At 70.7% G+C, this 20,404-nt stretch carries 23 protein-coding genes and 1 pseudogene; 7 read left to right on the top strand and 17 right to left on the bottom strand.

The genetic code is table 11. The features are described from left to right. Positions 1 to 96 precede the first annotated feature (96 nt). The 3 genes from Raf01_RS44285 to Raf01_RS44275 all read left to right on the top strand — a co-directional run bounded on the left by Raf01_RS44285 (position 97) and on the right by Raf01_RS44275 (position 2,684). Positions 97 to 969 (top strand): DODA-type extradiol aromatic ring-opening family dioxygenase, encoded by an 873-nt coding sequence (locus Raf01_RS44285; protein WP_203924168.1) that lies wholly within the window; start codon positions 97 to 99, stop codon positions 967 to 969. Continuing rightward, positions 966 to 1,328 carry a hypothetical protein gene (locus tag Raf01_RS44280; RefSeq protein WP_203924167.1) on the top strand — a complete coding sequence of 121 codons (363 nt, stop codon included), beginning with the start codon at positions 966 to 968 and terminating at the stop codon, positions 1,326 to 1,328. Before Raf01_RS44285 ends, Raf01_RS44280 begins: the two co-directional genes overlap by 4 nt. Before the next feature lie 81 nt (positions 1,329 to 1,409). Further along, complete coding sequence (locus Raf01_RS44275; RefSeq protein WP_203924166.1) at positions 1,410 to 2,684, top strand: MFS transporter; 1,275 nt, start codon at positions 1,410 to 1,412, stop codon at positions 2,682 to 2,684. A 133-nt stretch (positions 2,685 to 2,817) separates the two neighbouring features. Here Raf01_RS44275 and Raf01_RS44270 read toward each other — a convergent pair whose 3' ends face one another. From Raf01_RS44270 to gvpJ (Raf01_RS51290), 11 genes are all read right to left on the bottom strand, one after another. Next, positions 2,818 to 3,816 (bottom strand): aldo/keto reductase, encoded by a 999-nt coding sequence (locus Raf01_RS44270; RefSeq protein WP_203924165.1) that lies wholly within the window; start codon positions 3,814 to 3,816, stop codon positions 2,818 to 2,820. Between the two features lie 248 nt (positions 3,817 to 4,064). Continuing rightward, positions 4,065 to 4,562, bottom strand: a complete 498-nt coding sequence (locus Raf01_RS44265) for a hypothetical protein (RefSeq protein ID WP_203924164.1) — start codon at positions 4,560 to 4,562, stop codon at positions 4,065 to 4,067. A gap of 272 nt (positions 4,563 to 4,834) precedes the next feature. Then, entirely contained in the window at positions 4,835 to 5,644 is an 810-nt protein-coding gene (locus tag Raf01_RS44255) for a methyltransferase domain-containing protein (protein WP_203924163.1), read from the bottom strand. 184 nt (positions 5,645 to 5,828) lie between these two features. After that, positions 5,829 to 6,143, bottom strand: coding sequence for a gas vesicle protein K (locus Raf01_RS44250; protein WP_239134456.1), 315 nt, complete (start codon positions 6,141 to 6,143; stop codon positions 5,829 to 5,831). Between the two features lie 8 nt (positions 6,144 to 6,151). Further along, complete coding sequence (locus tag Raf01_RS44245) at positions 6,152 to 6,370, bottom strand: gas vesicle protein (RefSeq protein WP_203924161.1); 219 nt, start codon at positions 6,368 to 6,370, stop codon at positions 6,152 to 6,154. Beyond that, a complete protein-coding gene (locus Raf01_RS44240; RefSeq protein ID WP_203924160.1) occupies positions 6,367 to 7,332 on the bottom strand; it encodes a GvpL/GvpF family gas vesicle protein in 966 nt (321 codons plus the stop codon). Before Raf01_RS44240 ends, Raf01_RS44245 begins: the two co-directional genes overlap by 4 nt. Beyond that, a complete protein-coding gene (gene gvpJ, locus Raf01_RS44235; protein ID WP_239134455.1) occupies positions 7,329 to 7,652 on the bottom strand; it encodes a gas vesicle protein GvpJ in 324 nt (107 codons plus the stop codon). The genes Raf01_RS44240 and gvpJ (Raf01_RS44235) overlap by 4 nt, the downstream gene beginning before the upstream one ends. Further along, complete coding sequence (gvpO, locus tag Raf01_RS44230; RefSeq protein WP_203924159.1) at positions 7,649 to 8,230, bottom strand: gas vesicle protein GvpO; 582 nt, start codon at positions 8,228 to 8,230, stop codon at positions 7,649 to 7,651. Before gvpO ends, gvpJ (Raf01_RS44235) begins: the two co-directional genes overlap by 4 nt. 14 nt (positions 8,231 to 8,244) lie before the next feature. Next, positions 8,245 to 8,496 (bottom strand): gas vesicle protein GvpG, encoded by a 252-nt coding sequence (locus Raf01_RS44225; protein WP_203924158.1) that lies wholly within the window; start codon positions 8,494 to 8,496, stop codon positions 8,245 to 8,247. Between the two features lies 1 nt (position 8,497). Then, positions 8,498 to 9,313 carry a GvpL/GvpF family gas vesicle protein gene (locus tag Raf01_RS44220; protein WP_203924157.1) on the bottom strand — a complete coding sequence of 272 codons (816 nt, stop codon included), beginning with the start codon at positions 9,311 to 9,313 and terminating at the stop codon, positions 8,498 to 8,500. A 3-nt stretch (positions 9,314 to 9,316) separates the two neighbouring features. Then, the gene (gene gvpJ, locus Raf01_RS51290; protein ID WP_203924156.1) at positions 9,317 to 9,688 is read right to left on the bottom strand and encodes a gas vesicle protein GvpJ; all 372 of its coding nucleotides are present in this window, start codon (positions 9,686 to 9,688) and stop codon (positions 9,317 to 9,319) included. A gap of 90 nt (positions 9,689 to 9,778) precedes the next feature. On the opposite strand from gvpJ (Raf01_RS51290), the gene Raf01_RS51105 reads away from it, so the two are divergent. Beyond that, the gene (locus Raf01_RS51105; protein WP_373319763.1) at positions 9,779 to 10,213 is read left to right on the top strand and encodes a hypothetical protein; all 435 of its coding nucleotides are present in this window, start codon (positions 9,779 to 9,781) and stop codon (positions 10,211 to 10,213) included. Positions 10,214 to 10,230: 17 nt separating this feature from the next. On the opposite strand, the pseudogene Raf01_RS51100 reads toward Raf01_RS51105, so the two are convergent. Both Raf01_RS51100 and Raf01_RS44205 read right to left on the bottom strand, forming a co-directional pair. Then, positions 10,231 to 10,686, bottom strand: a pseudogene (locus tag Raf01_RS51100) (SRPBCC family protein); the annotation flags it as partial. A gap of 269 nt (positions 10,687 to 10,955) precedes the next feature. After that, positions 10,956 to 11,879, bottom strand: coding sequence for a hypothetical protein (locus Raf01_RS44205; RefSeq protein ID WP_203924155.1), 924 nt, complete (start codon positions 11,877 to 11,879; stop codon positions 10,956 to 10,958). Between the two features lie 633 nt (positions 11,880 to 12,512). On the opposite strand from Raf01_RS44205, the gene Raf01_RS44200 reads away from it, so the two are divergent. Next, positions 12,513 to 13,919, top strand: a complete 1,407-nt coding sequence (locus Raf01_RS44200; protein ID WP_239134453.1) for a GntT/GntP/DsdX family permease — start codon at positions 12,513 to 12,515, stop codon at positions 13,917 to 13,919. Positions 13,920 to 14,041: 122 nt separating this feature from the next. Here Raf01_RS44200 and Raf01_RS44195 read toward each other — a convergent pair whose 3' ends face one another. From Raf01_RS44195 to Raf01_RS44185, 3 genes are all read right to left on the bottom strand, one after another. After that, the gene (locus Raf01_RS44195; protein ID WP_203924153.1) at positions 14,042 to 14,314 is read right to left on the bottom strand and encodes a hypothetical protein; all 273 of its coding nucleotides are present in this window, start codon (positions 14,312 to 14,314) and stop codon (positions 14,042 to 14,044) included. Between the two features lie 188 nt (positions 14,315 to 14,502). Beyond that, the gene (locus Raf01_RS44190) at positions 14,503 to 15,060 is read right to left on the bottom strand and encodes a TetR/AcrR family transcriptional regulator (protein ID WP_203924152.1); all 558 of its coding nucleotides are present in this window, start codon (positions 15,058 to 15,060) and stop codon (positions 14,503 to 14,505) included. Then, entirely contained in the window at positions 15,057 to 16,499 is a 1,443-nt protein-coding gene (locus Raf01_RS44185) for an MFS transporter (RefSeq protein WP_203924151.1), read from the bottom strand. The genes Raf01_RS44190 and Raf01_RS44185 overlap by 4 nt, the downstream gene beginning before the upstream one ends. A gap of 197 nt (positions 16,500 to 16,696) precedes the next feature. Here Raf01_RS44185 and Raf01_RS44180 point away from each other — a divergent pair, with 197 nt between their 5' ends. Continuing rightward, positions 16,697 to 17,260 (top strand): dihydrofolate reductase family protein, encoded by a 564-nt coding sequence (locus Raf01_RS44180; protein WP_203924150.1) that lies wholly within the window; start codon positions 16,697 to 16,699, stop codon positions 17,258 to 17,260. Positions 17,261 to 17,269: 9 nt separating this feature from the next. Here Raf01_RS44180 and Raf01_RS44175 read toward each other — a convergent pair whose 3' ends face one another. Continuing rightward, complete coding sequence (locus Raf01_RS44175; RefSeq protein WP_203924149.1) at positions 17,270 to 17,800, bottom strand: GNAT family N-acetyltransferase; 531 nt, start codon at positions 17,798 to 17,800, stop codon at positions 17,270 to 17,272. 287 nt (positions 17,801 to 18,087) lie between these two features. On the opposite strand from Raf01_RS44175, the gene ligA reads away from it, so the two are divergent. Continuing rightward, positions 18,088 to 20,352, top strand: a complete 2,265-nt coding sequence (ligA, locus tag Raf01_RS44170) for an NAD-dependent DNA ligase LigA (RefSeq protein WP_203924148.1) — start codon at positions 18,088 to 18,090, stop codon at positions 20,350 to 20,352. Positions 20,353 to 20,404 lie beyond the last annotated feature (52 nt).

Genomic DNA, 20,404 nt, shown 5'->3' with positions numbered 1-20,404 from the left:
GCCGAACGAGACCTGAAACCGAACCAGCCTGGGAACCGAACCAGCCCTGGGAACCGAACCAGCCGTGAGACCGGATCAGACCTGAGAGGAGCCGGCATGGCCACAGTCGTCGCGGTCATCGCCTCCACCCACCATCCGTTCTACTACCGGGCGAGCACGTCGACCGGACCGGACCGGCCGCCGTTCGCCGACGAGTGGGTGCGCAAGATAACCGCGTTCCGCGAGACGCTGACCCGGGCGCGCCCGGACGTGCTGGTGATGGTCGGCTCGGACCACTTCCACCAGCTGTGGCTGGACAACATGCCGCAGTTCCTGGTCGGCAAGGCTCCGTTCTACGACGCCAACTGGTACAACGAGGAGCGCGAATTCGGCCTGCCGCGGATGAAGCTGCGCGGCCAGGAGGACCTCTCGGCGCACGTGCTGCGGGCCGGGCTGGACGCCGGGTTCGACCTCGCGTTCAGCAACGAGCTACGCATCGACCACAGCATCACCTGTCCCATCATCACGCTGCGGCCGGACGCGGACCTGCCCGTCGTTCCGGTCTACACCAACATCTTCGCGCCGCCGCTGCCGCAGCCGAAGCGGTTCGTCCAGCTGGGTCAGGCGATCCGGCAGATCGTCGAGTCGTGGCCGAGCGACCTGCGGGTGGCCATCGTCGGCACCGGTCACCTGTCGCTGGAGCTGGGCGGCCCGCGCCAGTTCGGGCCGCACGGGCCGGATCCGGAGTTCGACCGGCGCGCGGTGGAGTGGATCGCGAACGGCGACCTCGACGGCTGCCTGGCGGAGGTGACGCTGGACAGCCTGCACGCGCCGGGCAACGCGACGCACGGCTTCATGGACTTCATGCTGATGATGGGTGTGGCCGGCGCCGGGGCGAAGGCGGACTACGTCGACAGCCTCGACCTGTTCCACACCATGGAGGCGTACTTCACCTGGTACCCGAACGGAGTCCCGGAGGTGGGCGCGTGAGCCGCTATCTCGTCGACAAGTTCCTGTACACGGTCGACCGGGACCCGGAGCTGGTCGAGCGGTACCGGGAGGATCCGCGCGGCACGGTCGCCTGGTGGGAGTCCGAGCGGGCGAACGACCTGCTGAACTGCCACTCTGGCGAGGCGAGCACCTGGCTGCGGTTCGCCGACGACGAGCGCGACGCCCTGAGTACCCACGACTATGTCCGGCTGTTCGAGTTGGGCGCCCATCCGTTCCTGACGCTGACGCTGTTCATCGCCATGTTCGAGCGCGATTACGAGGAACCGTTGGGTTTCCAGAAGCAGTACGCCGAGCGGCTGAGCGGCTTCACACTCCCCTATCCGGACATCGCGACCTGAACTCCTCGCCGCGGGGCCGGGTCCGCTGGCGGGCGGACCCGGCCCCGCACCGTCCAGATTGCACAAGATATGCTGTATCGAGTGAAGCTCGGCAGCCTCGGACACGCCACCTTCGCTTCTCTCTCCACCCGCAACTACCGCCTCTTCTTCACCGGCCAGCTCATCTCGGTCAGCGGCACCTGGATGCAGACGGTGGCCCAGTCGTTCCTCGTCCTGCAGCTCACCCACTCCGGCACCGCGCTCGGCCTGACCACCGCGGCCCGCTTCGCGCCGATGTTCCTCTTCGGACCGTGGGGCGGCCTGATCGCCGACCGGCTGGACAAGCGCCGTGTGCTGTACGTCACCCAGGCGGCCGCGGGGCTGCTCGCGGCGGCGTTCGCGATACTCGTCGGCACACACGTCATCAACCTTCCGATCGTGTACGTGCTCGCCACCGCACTCGGACTCGTGAACGTCTTCGACAATCCGGCCCGGCAGTCGTTCATCTCCGAACTCGTGCCCAGCGCCCAGCTGTCGAACGCCGTCACGCTCAACTCCGTGGTGATGAACATGTCGCGCATCTTCGGCGCCGCGGTCGGCGGCGTGATCGCGGCAAGCCTGGGCCTCGCGCTGTGTTTCGGACTCAACGCCGTGTCGTTCGCCGCCGTACTGACCACCCTGGCCCTGATGTCCAGCACCGAGTTCCGGCTCGCTCCCCGGGCCCGGCGCCAACCGGGACAGCTGCGCGAGGGGCTGCGGTACGTGCGCACCACGCCGGAACTCGCGCTGCCGCTGCTGATGATCGCGGTCATCGGTACCCTCGCCTGGGAGTTCCAGGTCAGCCTGCCGCTGGTGGCCAGCGACACGTTCCACGGCGGAGCGGGTACCTATGGCGCGATGACGTCGGTGATGGGCGTCGGCGCGGTGGTCGGCGGGCTGGTCTCGGCGTCCCGGGGCCGGGTGCGGATCCAGGGGCTGAGCCTCGCGGCGATCGGCTGGGGCATCGCCATCACCGTGGCCGCGCTGGCGCCGACGCTGACCGTGGCGTTCGTGGTGCTGTTGTTCGTCGGGTACGGCAGCATCACATTCAACTCGTACGCGAAGACCGCTCTGCAACTGGCCGCCGCGCCGCACATGCGCGGCCGGGTGATGGCCCTGTGGGCGCTGGCGTGGATGGGCTCCACCCCGATCGGCGGCCCGATCGTCGGCTGGGTGGGCGAAGTGCTCGGCGCCCGGTGGAGCCTGCTCGTCGGTGGCGTACCGACGATCGTCGTCGGGCTGGTGACCTACCCGATGCTGGCCCGCCTGGACCGGACCCGCGCCGCCGGGCCGCCGGCGGAGGTGGCCGAGCCGGCGCGGGTGACTGCAAGCTCGTGACTGGCGGCTCGTGACTGGCGGCTCGTGACTGGCGGCTCGTGAGTGTCGGCTCGTGGGCCGGCTCGTGGGCCGGCTCTCGTGAGCCGGCCCATCATCCGCGGACCCCGCTGTCCACAGTGGACAGCGGGGGGTGCTACCGGTCGATCGAGGACATGTCCGCGTAGCGGTCGCCGGCCGGCGCTTCGATCGCGGACAGCCGGGCCAGCTGAGCCTCGCTGAGCGTCAGGCCGGCGCTGCCGAGGTTCTCCTCCAGCCGGGTCACCGACTTGGTACCCGGGATCGGGGCGATGCCCTCGCCCTGCGCCAGCAGCCAGGCCAGCGCGACCTGGGCCGAACTCGCGCCGATCTCCGCGGCCACAGCCTCGACCTCGTCGACGATCCGCAGGTTCCGGCCGAAGTTCTCCTCCGCGAATCGCGGGTTGGCGCTGCGGAAGTCGCTGGGATCCAGGTCGGTACGGGAAGTGATCGTACCGGTCAGAAAGCCCCGACCCAGCGGCAAGTACGGGACGAACCCGATTCCCAACTCACGGGTCAGCGGCAGGATCTCCGCCTCCGGGTCGCGGGTCCACAGCGAGTACTCGGTCTGCAGCGCGGCGATCGGGTGCACGGCGTGTGCCCGGCGGATGGTGTCCGGGGACGCCTCGGACAGCCCGAGGTACCGAACCTTGCCGGCCTTGACCAGCTCGGCGAGCGCGCCGACGGTGTCTTCGATAGGCGTACCGGGGTCGACGCGGTGCTGGTAGTACAGGTCGATGTGGTCGACGCCCAGCCGCTGGAGCGATCCGTCCACGGCCATCCGGATGTTCTCCGGCGAGCTGTCCAGCTTCCGGATCGACTCGACATCCGTGGTGGGACGGTTGTTGCCGCCCCGGTGCGAGATCTGACCGAATTTGGTGGCCAACACCACCTCGTCGCGGCGGCCGGCGATGGCCCGGCCCACCAGTTCCTCGTTCCGGTACGGGCCGTAGATCTCCGCGGTGTCCAGGAACGTGACGCCCAGCTCGAGCGCTCGCTGAATCGTCCGGATGGACTCGGCGTCATCGCTGCCGGCTCCGCTGTAGTACGCCGACATTCCCATGCACCCGAGACCGAGCTGGGAGACCTCAAGGCCGCCAAGCCAGACGTGCTTCATGGTGCCACTCCTCACAATCGCGGATCCTCGTCCGCCGCGGGTCTGCATCCATCGCGGATTCCTCATCCACCACGGATCCTCATCCACTGCGGATCCTCATCCACTGCGGATCTTCATCCAGCCTAGCGAGGGCAGCGTCCGCCTGCTCGCGGACGAGCCCGGATCCGGGCGCCCACCAGCAGGCGGTCGGCGACAACCGCAGACCCGGCCAGCGGGTCAGGGGGCCAGCGAGTCAGCGGGTCGAGAGGTCAGGAAACCAGCGACGGCAGCGTGACTCCGTGGTTGCCGCACGCGTCGGTGAGTTCGGTCCACGCCTTCGGCACCGACTCCGTACCCGCCTTGGGCTGCGTGCCGTACGGGGCGAGCATGCCGTCCATCGCGTCGACGTAGTGGCCGCCCGCGGTGCGCAGATCCGCGTAACCGGAGTCGGCGAACTGGCCGCGTACCGTGCGGTTCGTCGCCCGGGCCATGGCCGGCTGGGAATTCGCGGCGGTGGCCGGCTTGGCGACGGTCCGGCAGGCGGTGACGCCGCTGTCCGTCTTGAGCTGGGAGACCAGAATCGGTGTACCGACGGCGAGAACGACGACGACCACCCCGGCGACGATGAGCCACAGCCGCAGCTTGCCCTTCGACCCGGTCGGCGTGACTGGCCCTGCCGGCGCGAATGGCCCTGCCGGCGCACCGGTCGGCGGCACCTGCGACGGCGGTCCCTGCGGCGCCGCGTGGGGCGGGAAGGGCTCGGTCATCGTCTCCCCTTCGTTTTGCCGAACTGTAGTCTGTCGATTCCGCACGACAGTACCGGGACGTGCCGGCTCACGGTCGAGCAGGTGGCGCGAGACCGGCGAGCCGGCCCCGCGCGCGCAGGCCCAGCGCGCGCAGACCCAGCGCGGTCAGACCCAGCGCGGTCAGACCCAGCGCGGTCAGACCCAGCGCGGTCAGGCCCAGCGCGGTCAGGCCCAGCGCGGTCAGGCCCAGCGCGGTCAGGCCCAGCTGAGAGACTCAGGCGCGACAGCGAGATTCAGGCGCGGCACAGAATCTCGCCGTGCAGCACCGAGAACCAGCCGTCCTCGCTGGCGATCCAGTCGCGCCAACCCCGCGCGATGTCCCGCAGCTCGTCCTCGGTCGCGGCGCCCGAGGACACCGCCTGCCGGGCGATGTCGGAGCGCACGATCCGCTCCGCCCAGGTCTCCCCCCACCAGCCACGGTCCTCCGGCGTGGCCAGACACCAGGTCGACGAGGACGTGGTGACGTCGTCGAAGCCGGCCGCCCGGGCCCAGGACAGCAGCCTGCGGCCCGCGTCCGGCTCCCCACCGTTGTCCGCGGCGAGCCGCCGGTACAGGCTCAGCCACTCGTCCAGCGCCGGAATGGCGGGGAACCAGACGAACCCCGCGTAGTCCCCGTCCCGCGCGGCGACCAGGCCACCGGGCCGGCACACCCGGCGCATCTCAGTCAGGGCGCCGACCGGATCGGCGAGGTGCTGGAGGACCTGGTGCGCGTGCACCACGTCGAACGCGGCGTCGGGGAAGTCGAGCGCCATGACGTTGGCAACGCGAAATTCGACGTTGTCCTGCTCACGTGCGGCGACCTCGGCGCGGGCGGCCTCCAAGGCCTGCGCGCTGATCTCCACCGCCGTGACCGGTCCGGGAGCCACCAGCGCGGCCAGGTCGGCGGTGATGGTGCCCGGTCCGCAACCGACGTCGAGCAACGACATGCCGGGCCGGAGGTGCGGCACGAGGTATCCGGCCGAGTTGGCCGCGGTGCGCCACCGGTGCGAGCGGAGCACCGACTCGTGGTGGCCGTGGGTGTAGACGGCTTCTCTCCCGGACATGGCGACTCCCTCACACGCGTCAACCTCGGCAACGCTGGCCAACCTCGGCAGCGGTGGTCAACTGCGGCAACGCTACCGGCCATCCCGAATGACAGGAAGTTCGTTCCAGAATATAGGACGTGCGCTGGGTCAGTCGCGAGCCAGTCGCGAGCCAGTCGCGGGTCAGGCGCAAGCCAGTCGCGGGTCAGTCGCGGGGCAGCAGCGACCCGAGCGGACCGAGGTCGAGGTTGAGATCGCCGGCCTCCAGACCGAAGTGCTCGCGCAGCTCCACCATCCGCTCTTCCAGCGCCATCAGCGTGACGCCGATCCGCTCGACCTGCTCGTCGGTCAGGTCGCCCTGGTCGATCCGGCGCAGCGCCTGGCGCTCCATCAGCTGGCGCAGCAGCTCGACGATGGTGAGCACCAGGCTGGCCAGACCTTTCTCGACGGAGTCCCGCTCGATGTCGAGGTGTCCGGTCGTGGCCGGCACGGCTGGCGCGGGCACGGCTGGCGCAGGCACGTCGGGCCTCACCATGGCTCCACCTCAGGCCGCCGCGACTCCCGCGCCCGTACCGACGACAGGAGCGCACGCAACGACACGTGTACCAGGTCCACCTCGGCGATCGACAGGGTCAGGTCGCCGGTGACGACGACGCCGGTCGCCAGTACCCGGTCGAGCAAGTCGACCAGGGCCACCGGGGCGGAGGCGGGACCCTCGACCTGTCCGGCTCCGTTCACGACGGTCATCGGTCGGTCGCCTCGTCCACAACCGCGAACGAGTACGGCGGCCACGGCCCGGTCAGTTCCAGCTCGAGGTCCGGGTACCGCCGCGCCAACGCGGCCACGGCATCGGCGAACCGGGTACCGAGGTCTTCGCTGACCAGGTACGTTCCGTTGAGCACCATCCAGTCGGTACGCCCGCTCAGGCCCGGCGCCTGGGCCGGGTGCCGCCGATCGGCGTCGGCCTTCTGAGCCAGCGCCCGGTGGATCGCCTCCGCGTTCGCGACCGTGGCCTGCCGCGCCTCGTCGCGGCCGGACAGTTGGGCGCGGCGCTGCCGGAGGTACCGGGTGCCCGGCCGGGCGTCGTGCGCGCCGGCTCCGGCGGCTGCGGTCTCGGATCGCGCCGCACCCGCGGCCGACCCGGCCGACGCGTACGACCTTGACGCGTACGACCTTGACGCGTACGACCTTGACGCGGACGCCTTCGCAGCTGAGGCATACGCCTTGACACCCCATTCGGTCCGGCCGGTCACCCGGTCGAGCGCCGCGGCGAAGTCCGCCCTCCGTTCGGTCAGCATCGCGGCGACGCACCGGTCGTCGCGGTAGATCGTGGCCAACCGGGTCGGGATGACCGCACCACGCCGGCCCACCGTCTCGACGACGCGATGGTGGGCTCGCGCGACGGTCTCCAGCCACTGGACGTTTTCCAGGTTGCGCGCGAGCGGCTGCTCGCCGAACTCACCCAGGTCCACTGTGGACACTATCGCGGTCAGACCCGCCGCCCGTACCGCGCGCACCCGACCGCCGCCGACGCCGGTCACGCCGTCGGTCTCAGCCGCGTCGACGCCAGCCGCGCCGGTATCAGCCGCGTCGGGGCCCGGTATGCCAATGCCTGGCATACCGGCGCCTGGCATGCCGGCGCCGATGTCGCGGATGACCGCGTGGACCCACACGCCGGTCCGCTCCATCGCCGGCTCCGGCCCGGTCATCGCGATCCGCCTTCCAGCGAGCGGGATTCCTCGCCCTCCACCGCCTCCCGGCGGCCGGTGAGCCAGCGGTCCTGCTCCCACCAGTCGATCCCCATCTGCTTCGCGGTATCCACCGACGCGATCACCAACCTCAACTTGATGGTGAGCAGTTCGATGTCGAGCAGGCTCACCCGGATGTCACCGGCGATCACCACACCGCGGTCGAGGACGCGTTCGAGGATGTCGGCGAGGTTGCCGGAATCGGGAGGGGCCGGCGGAGCGCCGGTGCTCTGCGCGAGCATCGCGCCGTGCGTTCCGGCCGTCCCGGCCATCTCGGTCATCTCACCCCCTCCTCTCTGCCGTCGCCACGACCGCGCGGGTAGCGCCTGACCCTCCGGTACCCGGTCATCGATCCGTCCGGGTCGAGCTCCACCCGGTACAGGCCGAGGATGTCGCTGGACGACGGCACGCGCCGGTCCTCGACGACCTCGACCTCGACCAGCCAACCGTCGGCGGTACGCTCCAGCGCCGTCACGCCGAGGGCCTGCCGGCCGGTCAGCTGAACGACCTCGCGCACTCCGGCCTTCGCCGCGGCGGGTGCGGGCACCACGGCGCGCTGCCGGACGTCCGGTTCGCCGTCGTCTCGGTCGTCTCCGTCGTCTGGGTCGTCTGGGTCGTCACTGTCGTCCGGGTCGTCACCTTCGGTCTCGTCGTCTCCCTCGTACTCGTCATCGCCGTCGTACTCGGCGTCGTCGTCATACGAGTCGTCGTCATACGAGTCGTCGTCATACGAGTCCTCCGCCTCAGACGCGTCGTCGGCGTCGTACTCTTCTCCGCCGGACCGCTCGCTGTCGTACGCATCGCCATCCGGCGGGCCGTTCGACCTGTCGCGGCCACGGCGACCGCGTGTCGCGGCCATGGCGCTCCCTTCCGTCAACCGGCCGATCCGCCACGCGCGTCCGGCCGGACGATGACTGATTCGATGACCTTCCGCTGTGCCTCGACCCGCTCGGCCTCGGACAGCTCGCCCGCGGCGGCGGCCGCGTCGACTGCCTCGATCCGGCGGCGCACCGCCGCCGGCGAGTACAGCTCCCGAAGTACCTCCTGACGCATCACCCGCCCGAGCGAGGTCAGCACGCGCACCGGCGCGTACGGCGCGGTGAGAACACTGAGTAGCAGCCCCATGTCACTGCCCCGCCTGCGGTACGGCCACGAAGTCGTACGGCGCGAGCGGACCGAGCAGCCGTAGCTCCACCCGTCCCCGCCACCGCTTCTCGACAGCCTCCACACCCCGCTCGAATTTCCGGCGCCGGGCGTTGTCGACGAGGACGGCCACGTGAACGGCATCCTGCTCGTGAGTGGGCGGCCGCTCGATCGCGGTCACGGTCAGCGGTTCGAGTGCCGCGATCAGGTTTCCGGTGTCGGTCGTGCGAGTGGCCTCCACCGCCTGGTTCACGATCTCACCGAGCCGCACCCGGGCGTCCATTGTGGACTGTTCCGGCAGGTCGTCCGGCGCGTCTCTCAGCGAATCCCGCAGCCGGGCGGCTTCGGGCACATCTTCGAGTATCTGCTCGAGGAGCGCCCGCTCGACGTAGCGGCCCCGGATGATGAACTCCGTACGGTCGTCGAGTTCGTTCAGCGCGGCGAGGAACGCGTCGTGGCCGTCGTCCAGCAACCGCTCCACGGACTCGCGGTCGGCCAGCACGGTACCGAACCGCAACGGCAGCACCGGCGCCTCGATGACCGTACCGTCCAGGATCCGCTGGTACGCCACGAGGTCGTCGGGCTCGCCGAGCGGACCGTCGAGCGGTACCTCACTGACCAGCGCACCGATCTCCGACCGCGTCACGGTGGTGACCGCTAGCGGCGGGTCCCCCAGCCCGCGCGCCTCTTCGGTGGGTGTCACGTCGCCAGGCACGACGCCGTAGACGAAGTACGCGGTGCTCTGCTCCGACCCCTGCGCTTCGGATTCCTGCTCTGCTTCTCTCGTACGGGTGGACACGTGTCAGTCCTCCTCTCGATCGCGGCGCGAGCGCGTCCGCTGCCGTTCCTTGCCGCCGCCGACCAGTTGGCCGATGGTCTCTCCGGCCTTCTCGATGGCGCTGGCTTTGCCGCCCGCGAGGTCGGGCAGCGCCTTGCCTTCCGACTCCCCCAGGTCCAGCCGGTTCACCGCCTCGGCGAACCGGAGGTACGTGTCGACGCTCGCGATGACGATCCTCGCGTCGATGGTCAGCAACCGGATGCCGACCACACCGACCGCGATGTGCGCGTCGATCACCAGTCCCTTGTCCAGGATCGTGTCGATGACATCGGCCAGATCCGATGATGAGTCTCCGGAGCCGGCGGCACCGCCGGTCGTCGCGACCGCAGACGTCATTGACCGCGCCCCCCTTCCCTGCCTTGCGTTGCGCTGTCCCGCGCTTCCCTGTCTCTTGTCTCGCTGTCTCGTGCTGCACTGTCTCGCGTTGTGCTGTCGCGCGTTGTGCTGTCGCGCGTTGTGCTGTCGCGCGTTGTGCTGTCGCGCGTTGTGCTGTCTCGCGTCGCTGCCGTCCGGCGCGCGGGCGCGGAGCCCGTTCGGCGGGCGGACCCAGAACCCGTTTCGCGCGTGGGCCCAGAACCCGTCTGGCGCGTGGACCCAGAACCCGTTCGGCTCGCGGACTCGGAACCCGTTCGCTGGGTGGACCCAGAACCCGTTCGTCGCGACGTGGATCCGCCCGCCGTCTCACGCTCACGTGTCGGGCTCTCCGACGCCTCCCCGGCGTCCGATCGGTCCGACCGATCCGGTGAGCGGCGCTGCGGTGACGCTTCGGGCTCGTGGCCGTGCACCACGCGTCCGTCGCGGATTTCTCCGCGCCAACCCTCCACCTCGTCTTGGTGCAGGGCCGTCTGGACGGCCACGTGACGGGCGAAGTGCTTGAGTTCCAGCCGCGCCCGCCGCCCCTGTGCCCGCCAGATGTTGCCGGTGCGCTCGAACAGCCCCTGCGGGTGGTACTCGAGGACGAGCAGGATGCGGGTCAGCTCGGGAGCGAGCTCGTGAAACGTGACGCTGCCGTCGACCGAACCCTTCTCCCCGGTCGAGCGCCACACCACCCGCCGGTCCGGTACCTGTTCCACGACCGTGGACTCCCAGCTCCGGTGGGACCAGAAGACCTGTGCCTTCCAGGTGAGCTTGTCATCGCCGGTACGCTCCACGTGCTCCACCTTCTTCGTGAAGTTCGGGAAGTCCTCGAACTGCGTCCACTGGTTGTACGCGACGCGTGCCGGAACACCGACGTCGATCGTCTCCACGATGTTGGTGACCTTGAGCTTGTTTCTCTTGCCCTGCTTGCCCTTCCCGCCGAGTGCCCGGCCGATCCGCTCCTTTACCCCGGCCATGCCGGCGTGCAGCGCCGCACTGGTCGGGGACTTCCCGGCCGCGACCTGTTTCGCGCCGGCCACCGCCGCGGCCAGCCCCGGGCCGCCGCCGTTCTCGGCGTAGTCGGTGAGGCGTTCCGTCGCCGCGCCGGCCCAGTCGTTGACCGTCGACAGCGCGCGGTTGCCCGCCGCCGCGGCGAGCTTCCCCGCCTGGCCGGCGAGCGCCGCAGTTAGCCGCCCGCCCACGCCGGCGTCGCGGCCTGCCTTACGAGTCTTTCCGGTCACCCGGCTCACCTCCGTCCTCGCCGTGCCGCCGGACGAGCCGTTCCGGTCGAGGACCGGGTGACGACCGGTCGCCGAGCGGCCTTGTCGTCCCCGGCCCGGTCGTTCCCGGCCCGGTCATCCCCGGCCCGGTCATCCCCGGCCCTGCCGTGGGCTGTGTCGCCGCGGGCCCTGTCACCGCCGGCCCGGTCGCCGCGGGCCCGGTCGCCCCCGGCCCTGCCGCGGGCCTTTCGGTCCGGCTCGTCCTCGAACTCGTCGTCACGCTCACCGTCGGACTCGTCCTCGAACTCCTCGCCGGCGTCATCGGGCTCGTCATCGGGCTCGTCATCGCGGTCGTCGTCCGGCTCGTCATCGAAATCGTCGTCGCGCTCGTCGTCGTACCGCCCGCCGGTCGCGTCGCCGGGCTCCTCGTCGGCGAAGTCGTCCTCGAACTCCTCGCCGGCTTCACGTTCGGCCCGGTCATCCTCCGGCGCAGCGGCTTCGGCACCCGCGCCTCCGGCACCCGCGCGGACCTTCCCGCGCCGCGCCTTCCCGGATACACCGGACGCGGCCCTGCGCGATGCCCGCGCCCCCGCCCCCGCCTTCTCGCTGGCGACATCTGTGGCGGCATTTGTGGCAGAGGAAGCCGGCCGGCGAAGGGAATCCGTCGCCTGCGACAGCCGGTCCGTCCACGCGTCGACCCGGCCCTCGGCGGCCGCCCGCAGAGCCGCCCTGCCGGCCAAAAGCAGCGGCCGACCGGCGGCGGCGAACTTGCCCAGTTCGGGTGCCGCTCGCAACGCCTCGACTCCGGCCCGCAACGGCCCGCTCCTGCCGCTCAGCCTCCCCATCGACGCCGCCGCCCCCAGGGCAAGTGCCCACCGCAGCCGGTGTCCGCGCCCCAAGACATAGCCCGCCGCGATCGCGGCAGCGACCTGTCCCCCACGACTCTTCATCACGCCTCCTTCGACCGCAGACCGCACCGCCTCGCGCCGGTCGCGCACAGTGGACGCCGCCACACCGCGGGACACCGCCACATCGCGCGCGACTCGGCCGGTCGACAATCACGCTTCCGCTAACTTCGATTACCGCCACCGCGGTAACCTCGCGCCGGGATTCCTACCCCCGACCGGATGTCGTTGAAACGCCTTTCGTGCGCACCATTCGCGACCGATCGCGCGCTCCGGGATCGCGAACTTGTCCGCTGGTCCGGGAATCGGGTACATCGGGCGCATCGTTCAGTCGGACACGCCTCTACCTGCGTCGACACGACGGCGACACGCCGCGCGAATGCGTCAACGGACGCTTCCGCAATACGAATGGGAAACCGTCGCGGAGCGAATCAAGCGTTACCGCGCCCATTGTTCGAGCGCGGCTATTCATCCGCCGACATCCGCGCCACGATCGTCGAATTCGAATTCATGACGGCACCGCGACCCGACAGGCTCGGCCGAGCGGGGAATCGCGGGCACATCCCACGGCGCGTCGCACGGCACATCCGGCCGCGGTGGCGGAACCGTGATGCGCGCCTATGCTGATCACGTGATCCACTTCGACAGTGTTCGATGCACAAGTCGAGAGGAGTAGCCGTGCGTCCCCTCTACCTCGCGGCGGCGGTCAAACCCTGGGAATCCCACGACACCCGGCTGATCGCGGTCACCGTGCTCGGCATCGCCATCGTCGTGCTGCTGATCGTCCTGGCGAAGATGCACCCGTTCCTGGCTCTGCTGGTCGGTTCGGCGTTCGTCGGCCTGGCATCCGGGGTCAGCCTCGGAAAGATCGTCAGCAACTTCGAGGCCGGAGTCGGCAGCACGCTCCAGGAGGTCGGCCTGCTGATCGCCCTGGGCGCCATGCTCGGCAAGCTGCTCGCCGACTCCGGCGGCGCCGACCGCATCATCGACGCGCTGCTGTCCAGGGCGCCCCGGGCCGCCGTACCGTGGGCGACCGCGTTGGTCGCGATCGTCATCGGCATCCCGATGTTCTTCGAGATCGGCCTGGTCCTGCTGTTGCCGGTGGTCGTCCTGGTGACCCAGCGCTCCGGCCTGCGCCTGATGCGGGTCGCGATCCCCGCCCTGGCCGGCCTCTCGGTGCTACACGGGCTGATCCCGCCGCACCCCGGCCCGCTGATCGCGATCGGCGCGGTACACGCCCAGCTCGGTACGACACTCGCGCTGGGGCTGCTCGTCGCCGTACCCACCGTGGTCGTGTGCGGGCCGCTGCTGGCGATCCTGGTCGCCCGGTGGGTACCGGTCGACGCTCCGGCCCGCGCTGGCGGCATCGACACCGACGCCGCCCGGTCGCGCAGCGAGGACGTGAGCCGACCACCGTCGTTCCCGGTGACACTGCTGACGATCCTCTTCCCCGTGGTACTCATGCTGCTCAAGGCGCTGGCCGACATCATCTGGACCGACGCGAAGCACCCGCCGACGGCCCGCACGGTACTGGACTTCATCGGTGAGCCTCTGGTCGCGATGACGCTGGCCGTCCTGCTGGCCATGGTGACGTTCGGGTACGCGGTGGGATTCCGCGGTACCCAGGTCTCCTCGCGGATCGCCGCGAGCGTCGCGCCGGTCGCCGCGGTCATCCTCATCGTCGGGGCCGGCGGTGGCTTCAAACAGACTCTCATCGGCGCCGGGGTCGGTGACTCCGTGGCCAAGTTCGCGAACGACGCGCACCTGTCCGTACTCGTCCTCGGCTACCTCATCGCGGTCGCCCTGCGGTTGGCGACCGGTTCGGCGACGGTCGCCACCATCACCGCCGCCGGGATCGTCGCCCCTCTCGCCAGCGGCCTGAGCCCGACCCACACCGCGTTGCTGGCACTGGCGATCGGGGCCGGCTCGCTGTTCCTGTCCCACGTCAACGACGCCGGGTTCTGGTTGGTGAAGGAGTCTTTCGGGCTGACCGTCGGCCAGACGTTCAAGTCCTGGTCGGTCATGGAGACCGCGGTCTCGCTGGTCGGCTTCGGGTTCGTCATGCTGCTGTCCGCGGTGACCTGAGACGGCCGGAAGACCCGGCCGACCGCAACGGCCGCCACCGCACCGGCTGTCACCGAGACCGCCGCGGGCGGGCCGGCGGCCCCGCTCTCACCCGAGTGGGGCCGCCGCTGGATCGGTGGTTACTACGCGGCCGGCTTCGGCGGCGACGCGGCGAGCCACGGCAGGTACTGGTTGAGCCACTCGTTGACGCTGGGCAACGCGAGTACGCGGGTGATGGCACCGGTCACCACGAGCACCTGGGCGACCGTCGGCACGGTGCCGATATGTGCCTCGGCGGCCACCTCGGGCAGCAGGGTCAGGCCGCCGACAAGGCCGGCGAATACCGTGCGGGCGGTGGCCCGCCACGGGTGCCGGGTCTGCGTCGGCGCGGCCGACGCGGGTACGGACTGGGTCATGGAATTCTCCTCGGGGTAGGCGGCGGGCCGCTCGCTGCATATGACGGACTGCTCACGACGGACTGCCGCTGCCTGCCATTACGGGGCCTGAAGGCTCCCGGAGCAGTCGCGAAGCCGACCGTCCTTGAGCCCGATGCCTGTCAGCCGAGATACCCGTCAGCTGAGATACGCCTGAGCCGAGATACCCGTCAGCTGGGCGGCGCCAGAAGCTCCTGGAGCAACGGGAGGAGTTCGTCATTCGATGCCCCGGCGAGATGGGCGAAGGTACCGGTGCTGCGGGCGAGGACGACGCCGATGAACGCCGCGATGAGCAGTTCCGCGCGCAGTTCCGGTCGGGGGTCGCCGTCGTTTTCCAGCCGCTGGCGCAGCGGCGCGACGACCCGGCGTTCCAGCTCGACGCGGGCCGCGTCCTGGGCGTCCGGGTCGCCGTACGGCCGCACCGCGGCCTGAAACACCGGACCGGGACCGTGCCGCCCGATCCGTTCGAGCAGCGAGGCCAACCGGTCCGGGTCCAGGAGGTCGGCCGGGTGCGGCCCGTCCTGCGCGTGCAGGGTGGCGATGAACAGCTGGGCCTTGCCGCCGAAGTACCGGGCGATCATCGCCGGGTCCACGCCGGCGCGCTCGCCGATGTCTCGCGCCGTGGTCCGGTCGTACCCGCGGTCGGCGAACAGCTCACGCGCCGCGTCCAGGAGCCGGTCCCGGCTGGCCGACGCGTCGCGGCGGCGGGGTGTCGCGTCCTTGGTCATGAGCAGCCGATCCTCAGTAGGGCCGCGGTCCGGGTGGGTAGCAGCGGCAGCGCGAGGCTCACAGCGGCGGTCACGACCCACACCCCGCAGCCGATGAGCCCGGCCAGCGTATAGCCGCTCGCCGCGGGAAGCAGGTGACCGGGTGCGGTACGGGTCTGGAGTACCACCGCGCTCATCGCGCTGCCGGCCGCGTACCCGACGTACCGGATCACCTGGTTGAAGCTCGTCGCGCTGCCAGTCTCGTGCGGTGGCACCGCGCCCACGATCAGGCCGGGCATGACCGCGAACATGGCGCCCACTCCGAGCCCGGCGATGCCCATCAGGACGACCAGTTCCCACAGGCTCGCCCGGGCGTAGGTGAACAGCACGGTGGCGAGCAGCACCACGACCGACCCGATCGGCAGGAGCAGTTCGGCCCGCGCCCGGCGCAGGACCACCGGCGTGATCCGGTTGGCGGCGAGGCTCCCGGCGGAGAACGGCACCAGTACCAGTCCGCCCACGGCGACCGAGGCGCCGAGGCCGTACCCGCTGCTGGTCGGAGTCTGCACGAACCGGGTGACCAGCGAGATCAGCAGGTACATCGCGATCCCGGCGAGCAGCACGCCAACGTTCGCGGTGAGGACCGCCCGCCGGGTCAGCAGCCGCAATTGCACCAGCGCGTACGGGCGGCGCAGCTCCAGGACCGCCCAGCCGGCGAGTACGGCGAGCGACACGACGATGTCGCCGATCAGCCGCGGCGACCCCCATCCCCAGCTCTCCCCCTCGCTGATCGCCAGCAGCAGCCCGGCCAGGGCCGCGCCGAGCAGGGTCGCGCCCAGGACGTCGAGGCGCCGGCGCGGATGGTGCGCGGACGACGGGATCAGGATCACGGCCACGCCCAACGCCAGCGCGCTGACCGCGGCACCGAACCAGAACGCGGCGTGCAGGCCGCCGTACTGGGCGATGAGCCCGGTGATCGGGTACCCGAGGCCGACCCCGGCGACGGTCGTGATGGACAGCATGGCGACGGTCGGGCGGGCCCGCTCCGGCGGCAGCGCGTCGCGGGCCACCGCGATGCCCAGCGGGGTGAGGCCGAGACCGACGCCCTGCAGTGCCCGCCCGACCATCAGGAGGGTGAACCCGAAGGGCAGCGCGGCGAGCACGGCACCGGCGGTGACGATGCCGAGGCTGGCGATGATGACCCGGCGCCGGTGCGGGCCGTCGCCGAGCCGGCCCATCGTCGGGGTGGCCAGCGCGCTCACCAGGAACGTCACGGTCAGTGCCCACTGGGCTGCGTCGAGTGAGATGTGATCGGTGGTGGCGATGGTCGGGATGAGCGGAGCCCCGAGGCTGCTGATGATGGCCACCACCATGCCGATGAAGATCAGGCCAGGGACGAGCAAACGCCTGGTCGACGGCCTGGTCGACGGGCTGGGCGAGGGATGGTCGGGGGTGTCCACGGCGGGAAGTCTACAAGTGATGTCTACAGGCGATGACAAGGGCCCCCAGCTCGGCCGCGACTCGAATCCAGCTCGGCCGCGACTCGAATCCGGCTTGACCCCGACCCGAATCCCGGCCCGGCCCCCACTCGATTCCGGCCCGGCCCGGCCGGTCCGCTCGGATGGCGGCGACGCTTCCGACGCGGTATAGCGGAGAGATGCGGGATCTTGTGGTAACGGAGAACATCACGGTCGACGGCGTCATCGCACCGATGGACGGTTGGTTCGACCCCGCCGCACAGGACGAGGACCTGGTGGCGACGAACGCGGAGCACCGCGACGCGGCGGACGCGCTGGTGCTCGGCCGCATCACGTACCAGGATTTCGCGGCCTACTGGCCGGCCCAGGTCGACGACCCGACCGGGATCAGCGACTACCTCAACGGAGTCTCCAAGTACGTCGTGTCCGCCAGTCTCGACCGGGCGGACTGGGAGAACACGACGATCCTGCGGGGACCGGTCGAGCAGGAGCTCGCGGCGCTGAAACGCTTACCGGGACGGGACATCGTCGTCACCGGCAGCGCGAGTCTCGCGCAACCTCTGGTGACCAGCGGGCTGGTGGATGTCGTGCGGCTGTTCGTCTATCCGGTGGTACAGGGCCACGGACGGCGGCTGTTCGACGGCCCGATGCCGGGCGGCCTGACGCTGGTCGACACGAGGACGTTCGCGTCGGGCATCGTGCTGCTGGCGTACCGGTCGATGGCTTCTCCCTCGGCGGCTTAGCGCCCGGCCCTAGCGGAGTTCGCCTTCCAGCAGGCCCATCGTGAACATGTCGTACCACCGGCCGTCGCGCCGGAAGACCTCGCGCAGCCGGCCTTCGTCGACGAAACCGACCTTCTGGTACACGTGGTGTGCCGCCTCGTTCTCGACGACGACGGTCAGCATGATCTTGTGCAGGCGCATCTTCTCGAATCCGTAGCGGCACATGGTGCGCACCGCGTCGGTGGCGTACCCACGCCCCCAGTAGTCCTTCTCGCCGAGGTAGATGTCCAGTTCGGCGCGGCCGGTCTCGGGTTCGGCGTCCCGCAACCGGACCAGCCCGATGAGCTTGCCGTCCTCGCGCACCTCGACGCCGTACAGCACGTCGCCGTACCCGTTGCGCGGCCTGCTCTCGAGCCGGCTCCGGACGCCGGCCAGCGACTGCGCGTAGCCGTCGTCCATCCAGCGGACGACGTCCGGGTCGTGGTTCCACCGCCAGAGCGCCTCCGCGTCCGACGGCTCCATCGCCCGTAGCTTGATCAAATCTCCGATCACGGTCGACATTGGTAGCACGGGCGGGCAACGCCCGCCAACCGGATTTCTCGGGCGGGGGGCCGGTTCGTGGCTTACCCGTTTCCGTCGTACCCGTTCTGTCGTACCCGGTTCTGTCGTACCCGGCGGATACCGTAGGGCCCTGCCCGATCGATGGGGCAACCGATCGATGGGGCAACCGATCGATGGGGCAACCGATCGATGGGGCAACCGATCGATGGGGCAACCGATCGACGAGGCAATCGATCGATGGGGCAATCGATCGACGAGGCGCGGGCATGAGAAGGAGCGGGAGCCTGATGGGCGAGCCGAGTGACCTGGCGACGAGTGACCTGGCGACGAGTGACCTGGCCGACCCGGCAGACGTCGACGCCGTCGCGCCGGTCGTCGACCCGAGCCGGGCCGAGCCGTTGCCCACACCGGAGGCGTACACCGAGGCGATCGAGCAGATCCGCGCCTCCTCGGCGGCCTACTTCGCCGGCGCCGAGCTGCTTCTCGACGACGCCACCTACGACGCGCTCGTCGCCCGGGTCATCGCGACCGAGGCCGCGCACCCGCAGTGGCGCACCCCGGACTCCCCCACCATGACCGTCGCCGCCGGCATGGGCGTGCCCGGCGAGGTCGAGCACAGCGAGCCGATGCTGAGCCTCGACAACGTGTTCTCCGAGGAGAGCCTGCGCGCGTGGGCCACCCGGCTGGAGCGGGTCATCGGCCGGCCGGTCGCCCGGTTCACCGTGGAGCCAAAGATCGACGGCCTGGCGATCGCCGCGACCTACCTCGACGGGCAGCTCCAGCAGGTGGCCACGCGCGGTGACGGGCGCACCGGGGAAGACGTCACCGGCCAGACCCGGCTGGTGTCCGGGCTGCCGCCCCGGCTCGCGCAGCCGGTCTCGCTCGAGGTGCGCGGCGAGGTGTTCATGACCGATACGGACTTCGAGAAGGCCAACCAACTGCGCATCGACCACGGCGAGCCGGCGTTCGCCAACCCGCGCAGCGCCGCCGCCGGCTCGCTGCGGGCCCAGCGGGTCTATGACGTACCGCTGTCCTTCTTCGCCTACGCCGCTCACGGGCTGCCAGACTCAGCCGACAGCGCGCACTCCGCCGCGATGAGCTACCTCGCCGAGTTGGGCGTCGCGACCACCGCGCAGTCGTCCGCCGGACTGCAGGTCTGCGCCGACCTGGACGAGGTCTTCGCCGCGGTCACCCGGCTCGCGGCCGTGCGCGGCGAGCTGGGCTTCGGGGTCGACGGCGCGGTCATCAAGGCCGACCTGGCCGACGATCGGGCCGCGGCCGGCTCGTCGAGCCGCGCCCCGCGCTGGGGCATCGCGTACAAGTTCCCCGCCGACACCCGCACCACGGTCCTGCGCGCCATCGAGGTCCAGGTCGGCCGCACCGGTGTCATCACCCCGGTCGCGGTCCTCGCGCCGGTCCAGGTCGGCGGGGTCACCGTCACCTCGGCCACCCTGCACAACTTCGCCGACCTGGTGGTCCGCGACGTGCGGGTGGGCGACACCGTATATGTCCGCCGGGCCGGTGAGGTCATTCCCGAGATCACCGGCGCCCGGCTCGACCTGCGCCCGGCCGACGCGGTCGCGTTCGAGCCGCCGGAAGTGTGCCCCCGCTGCGGTGGCGATATCGACCGCTCGCAGAAGCGGTGGCGCTGCGTCAACGGCCGCGCCTGCGGCGCGAAGGAGGCGCTGTCATACTTCGCCAGCCGGGACGCGATGGACATCGAGGGGCTGGGCGACAAGATCCTCGATGCGGTGATCGCCGCCGGCTTCGTCACCGATCCCGCCGACCTCTACACCCTCGAGGTGCCGACGCTCGCCGCTCTGGAGCGGATGGGCACGGTGTCCGCCACGAAACTCGTCGGGAACATCCAGGGTTCCAAGACGCGACCGCTGTCCCGGGTGCTGACCGGCCTCGGCGTCCGGATGACCGGCCGGTCCATGTCCCGCCGCCTCGCCCGGCACTTCGCCACCATGCAAGCCCTTCAGGCGGCCGGTGTCGACGAACTCCAGCACGTTGACGGGGTCGGTCCGGAACGGGCCGCCACCATCGCCGCCGAAATGGTCGAGCTGGCGCCACTCATCGCCAAGCTGGCCGGTCACGGGGTCAACATGACCGAACCCGGCGCGGTCTACCGGCCGGTGAGCGAAGCGCCCGGCGACGCGGCCGGTGGCGCGGCCGGGGACTCCACGGGAAACTCAGCCGGCGCGGGCGCCCGTACAGACGGCACCGATGGAGACGGCGCCGGCACCGACCCCGCTGTTCGGCTGCCGCTCCAGCGGGCCGACGGTGCCCCGATGACCGTGGTGGTCACCGGCTCCGTGCCGGGAATGACGCGCAACGAGGGCAACGAGGCGGTCGAACGGCTGGGCGGCCGGTCGTCGGGTTCCGTGTCGAAGAGCACCGACCTGGTCGTGGTCGGCGACGGCGCGGGCTCCAAGGCGGCAAAGGCCGAGCAGTTGGGCATCCGGGTCATCCCGGCAGACCGGTTCGCCGCGGTGCACGCCGCATACCTGGCCGGGGACACCGATACCGTGACCGCGCTGTTGGCGTAAACCGGCTGGCACAGCAGCGGTAACGGACGTGCACTCCAAACGTCGAGCCCGT

The organism is Rugosimonospora africana (assembly GCF_016862975.1).
GTDB lineage: Bacteria > Actinomycetota > Actinomycetes > Mycobacteriales > Micromonosporaceae > Rugosimonospora > Rugosimonospora africana.
Note: the sequence above shows the minus strand (reverse complement) of the source record. Positions and strands in the feature narration are given on the sequence as shown.

Coding starts and splice junctions, on each gene's coding strand:
- Raf01_RS44285 (WP_203924168.1), top strand. CDS start 97: ATGGCCACAGTCGTCGCGGTCATCGCCTCCACCCACCATCCGTTCTAC.
- Raf01_RS44270 (WP_203924165.1), bottom strand. CDS start 3,816: ATGAAGCACGTCTGGCTTGGCGGCCTTGAGGTCTCCCAGCTCGGTCTC.
- Raf01_RS44265 (WP_203924164.1), bottom strand. CDS start 4,562: ATGACCGAGCCCTTCCCGCCCCACGCGGCGCCGCAGGGACCGCCGTCG.
- Raf01_RS44255 (WP_203924163.1), bottom strand. CDS start 5,644: ATGTCCGGGAGAGAAGCCGTCTACACCCACGGCCACCACGAGTCGGTG.
- Raf01_RS44245 (WP_203924161.1), bottom strand. CDS start 6,370: ATGACCGTCGTGAACGGAGCCGGACAGGTCGAGGGTCCCGCCTCCGCC.
- Raf01_RS44240 (WP_203924160.1), bottom strand. CDS start 7,332: ATGACCGGGCCGGAGCCGGCGATGGAGCGGACCGGCGTGTGGGTCCAC.
- gvpJ (WP_239134455.1), bottom strand. CDS start 7,652: ATGACCGAGATGGCCGGGACGGCCGGAACGCACGGCGCGATGCTCGCG.
- gvpO (WP_203924159.1), bottom strand. CDS start 8,230: ATGGCCGCGACACGCGGTCGCCGTGGCCGCGACAGGTCGAACGGCCCG.
- Raf01_RS44225 (WP_203924158.1), bottom strand. CDS start 8,496: ATGGGGCTGCTACTCAGTGTTCTCACCGCGCCGTACGCGCCGGTGCGC.
- gvpJ (WP_203924156.1), bottom strand. CDS start 9,688: ATGACGTCTGCGGTCGCGACGACCGGCGGTGCCGCCGGCTCCGGAGAC.
- Raf01_RS44205 (WP_203924155.1), bottom strand. CDS start 11,879: ATGAAGAGTCGTGGGGGACAGGTCGCTGCCGCGATCGCGGCGGGCTAT.
- Raf01_RS44195 (WP_203924153.1), bottom strand. CDS start 14,314: ATGACCCAGTCCGTACCCGCGTCGGCCGCGCCGACGCAGACCCGGCAC.
- Raf01_RS44190 (WP_203924152.1), bottom strand. CDS start 15,060: ATGACCAAGGACGCGACACCCCGCCGCCGCGACGCGTCGGCCAGCCGG.
- Raf01_RS44180 (WP_203924150.1), top strand. CDS start 16,697: ATGCGGGATCTTGTGGTAACGGAGAACATCACGGTCGACGGCGTCATC.
- Raf01_RS44175 (WP_203924149.1), bottom strand. CDS start 17,800: ATGTCGACCGTGATCGGAGATTTGATCAAGCTACGGGCGATGGAGCCG.
- ligA (WP_203924148.1), top strand. CDS start 18,088: ATGGGCGAGCCGAGTGACCTGGCGACGAGTGACCTGGCGACGAGTGAC.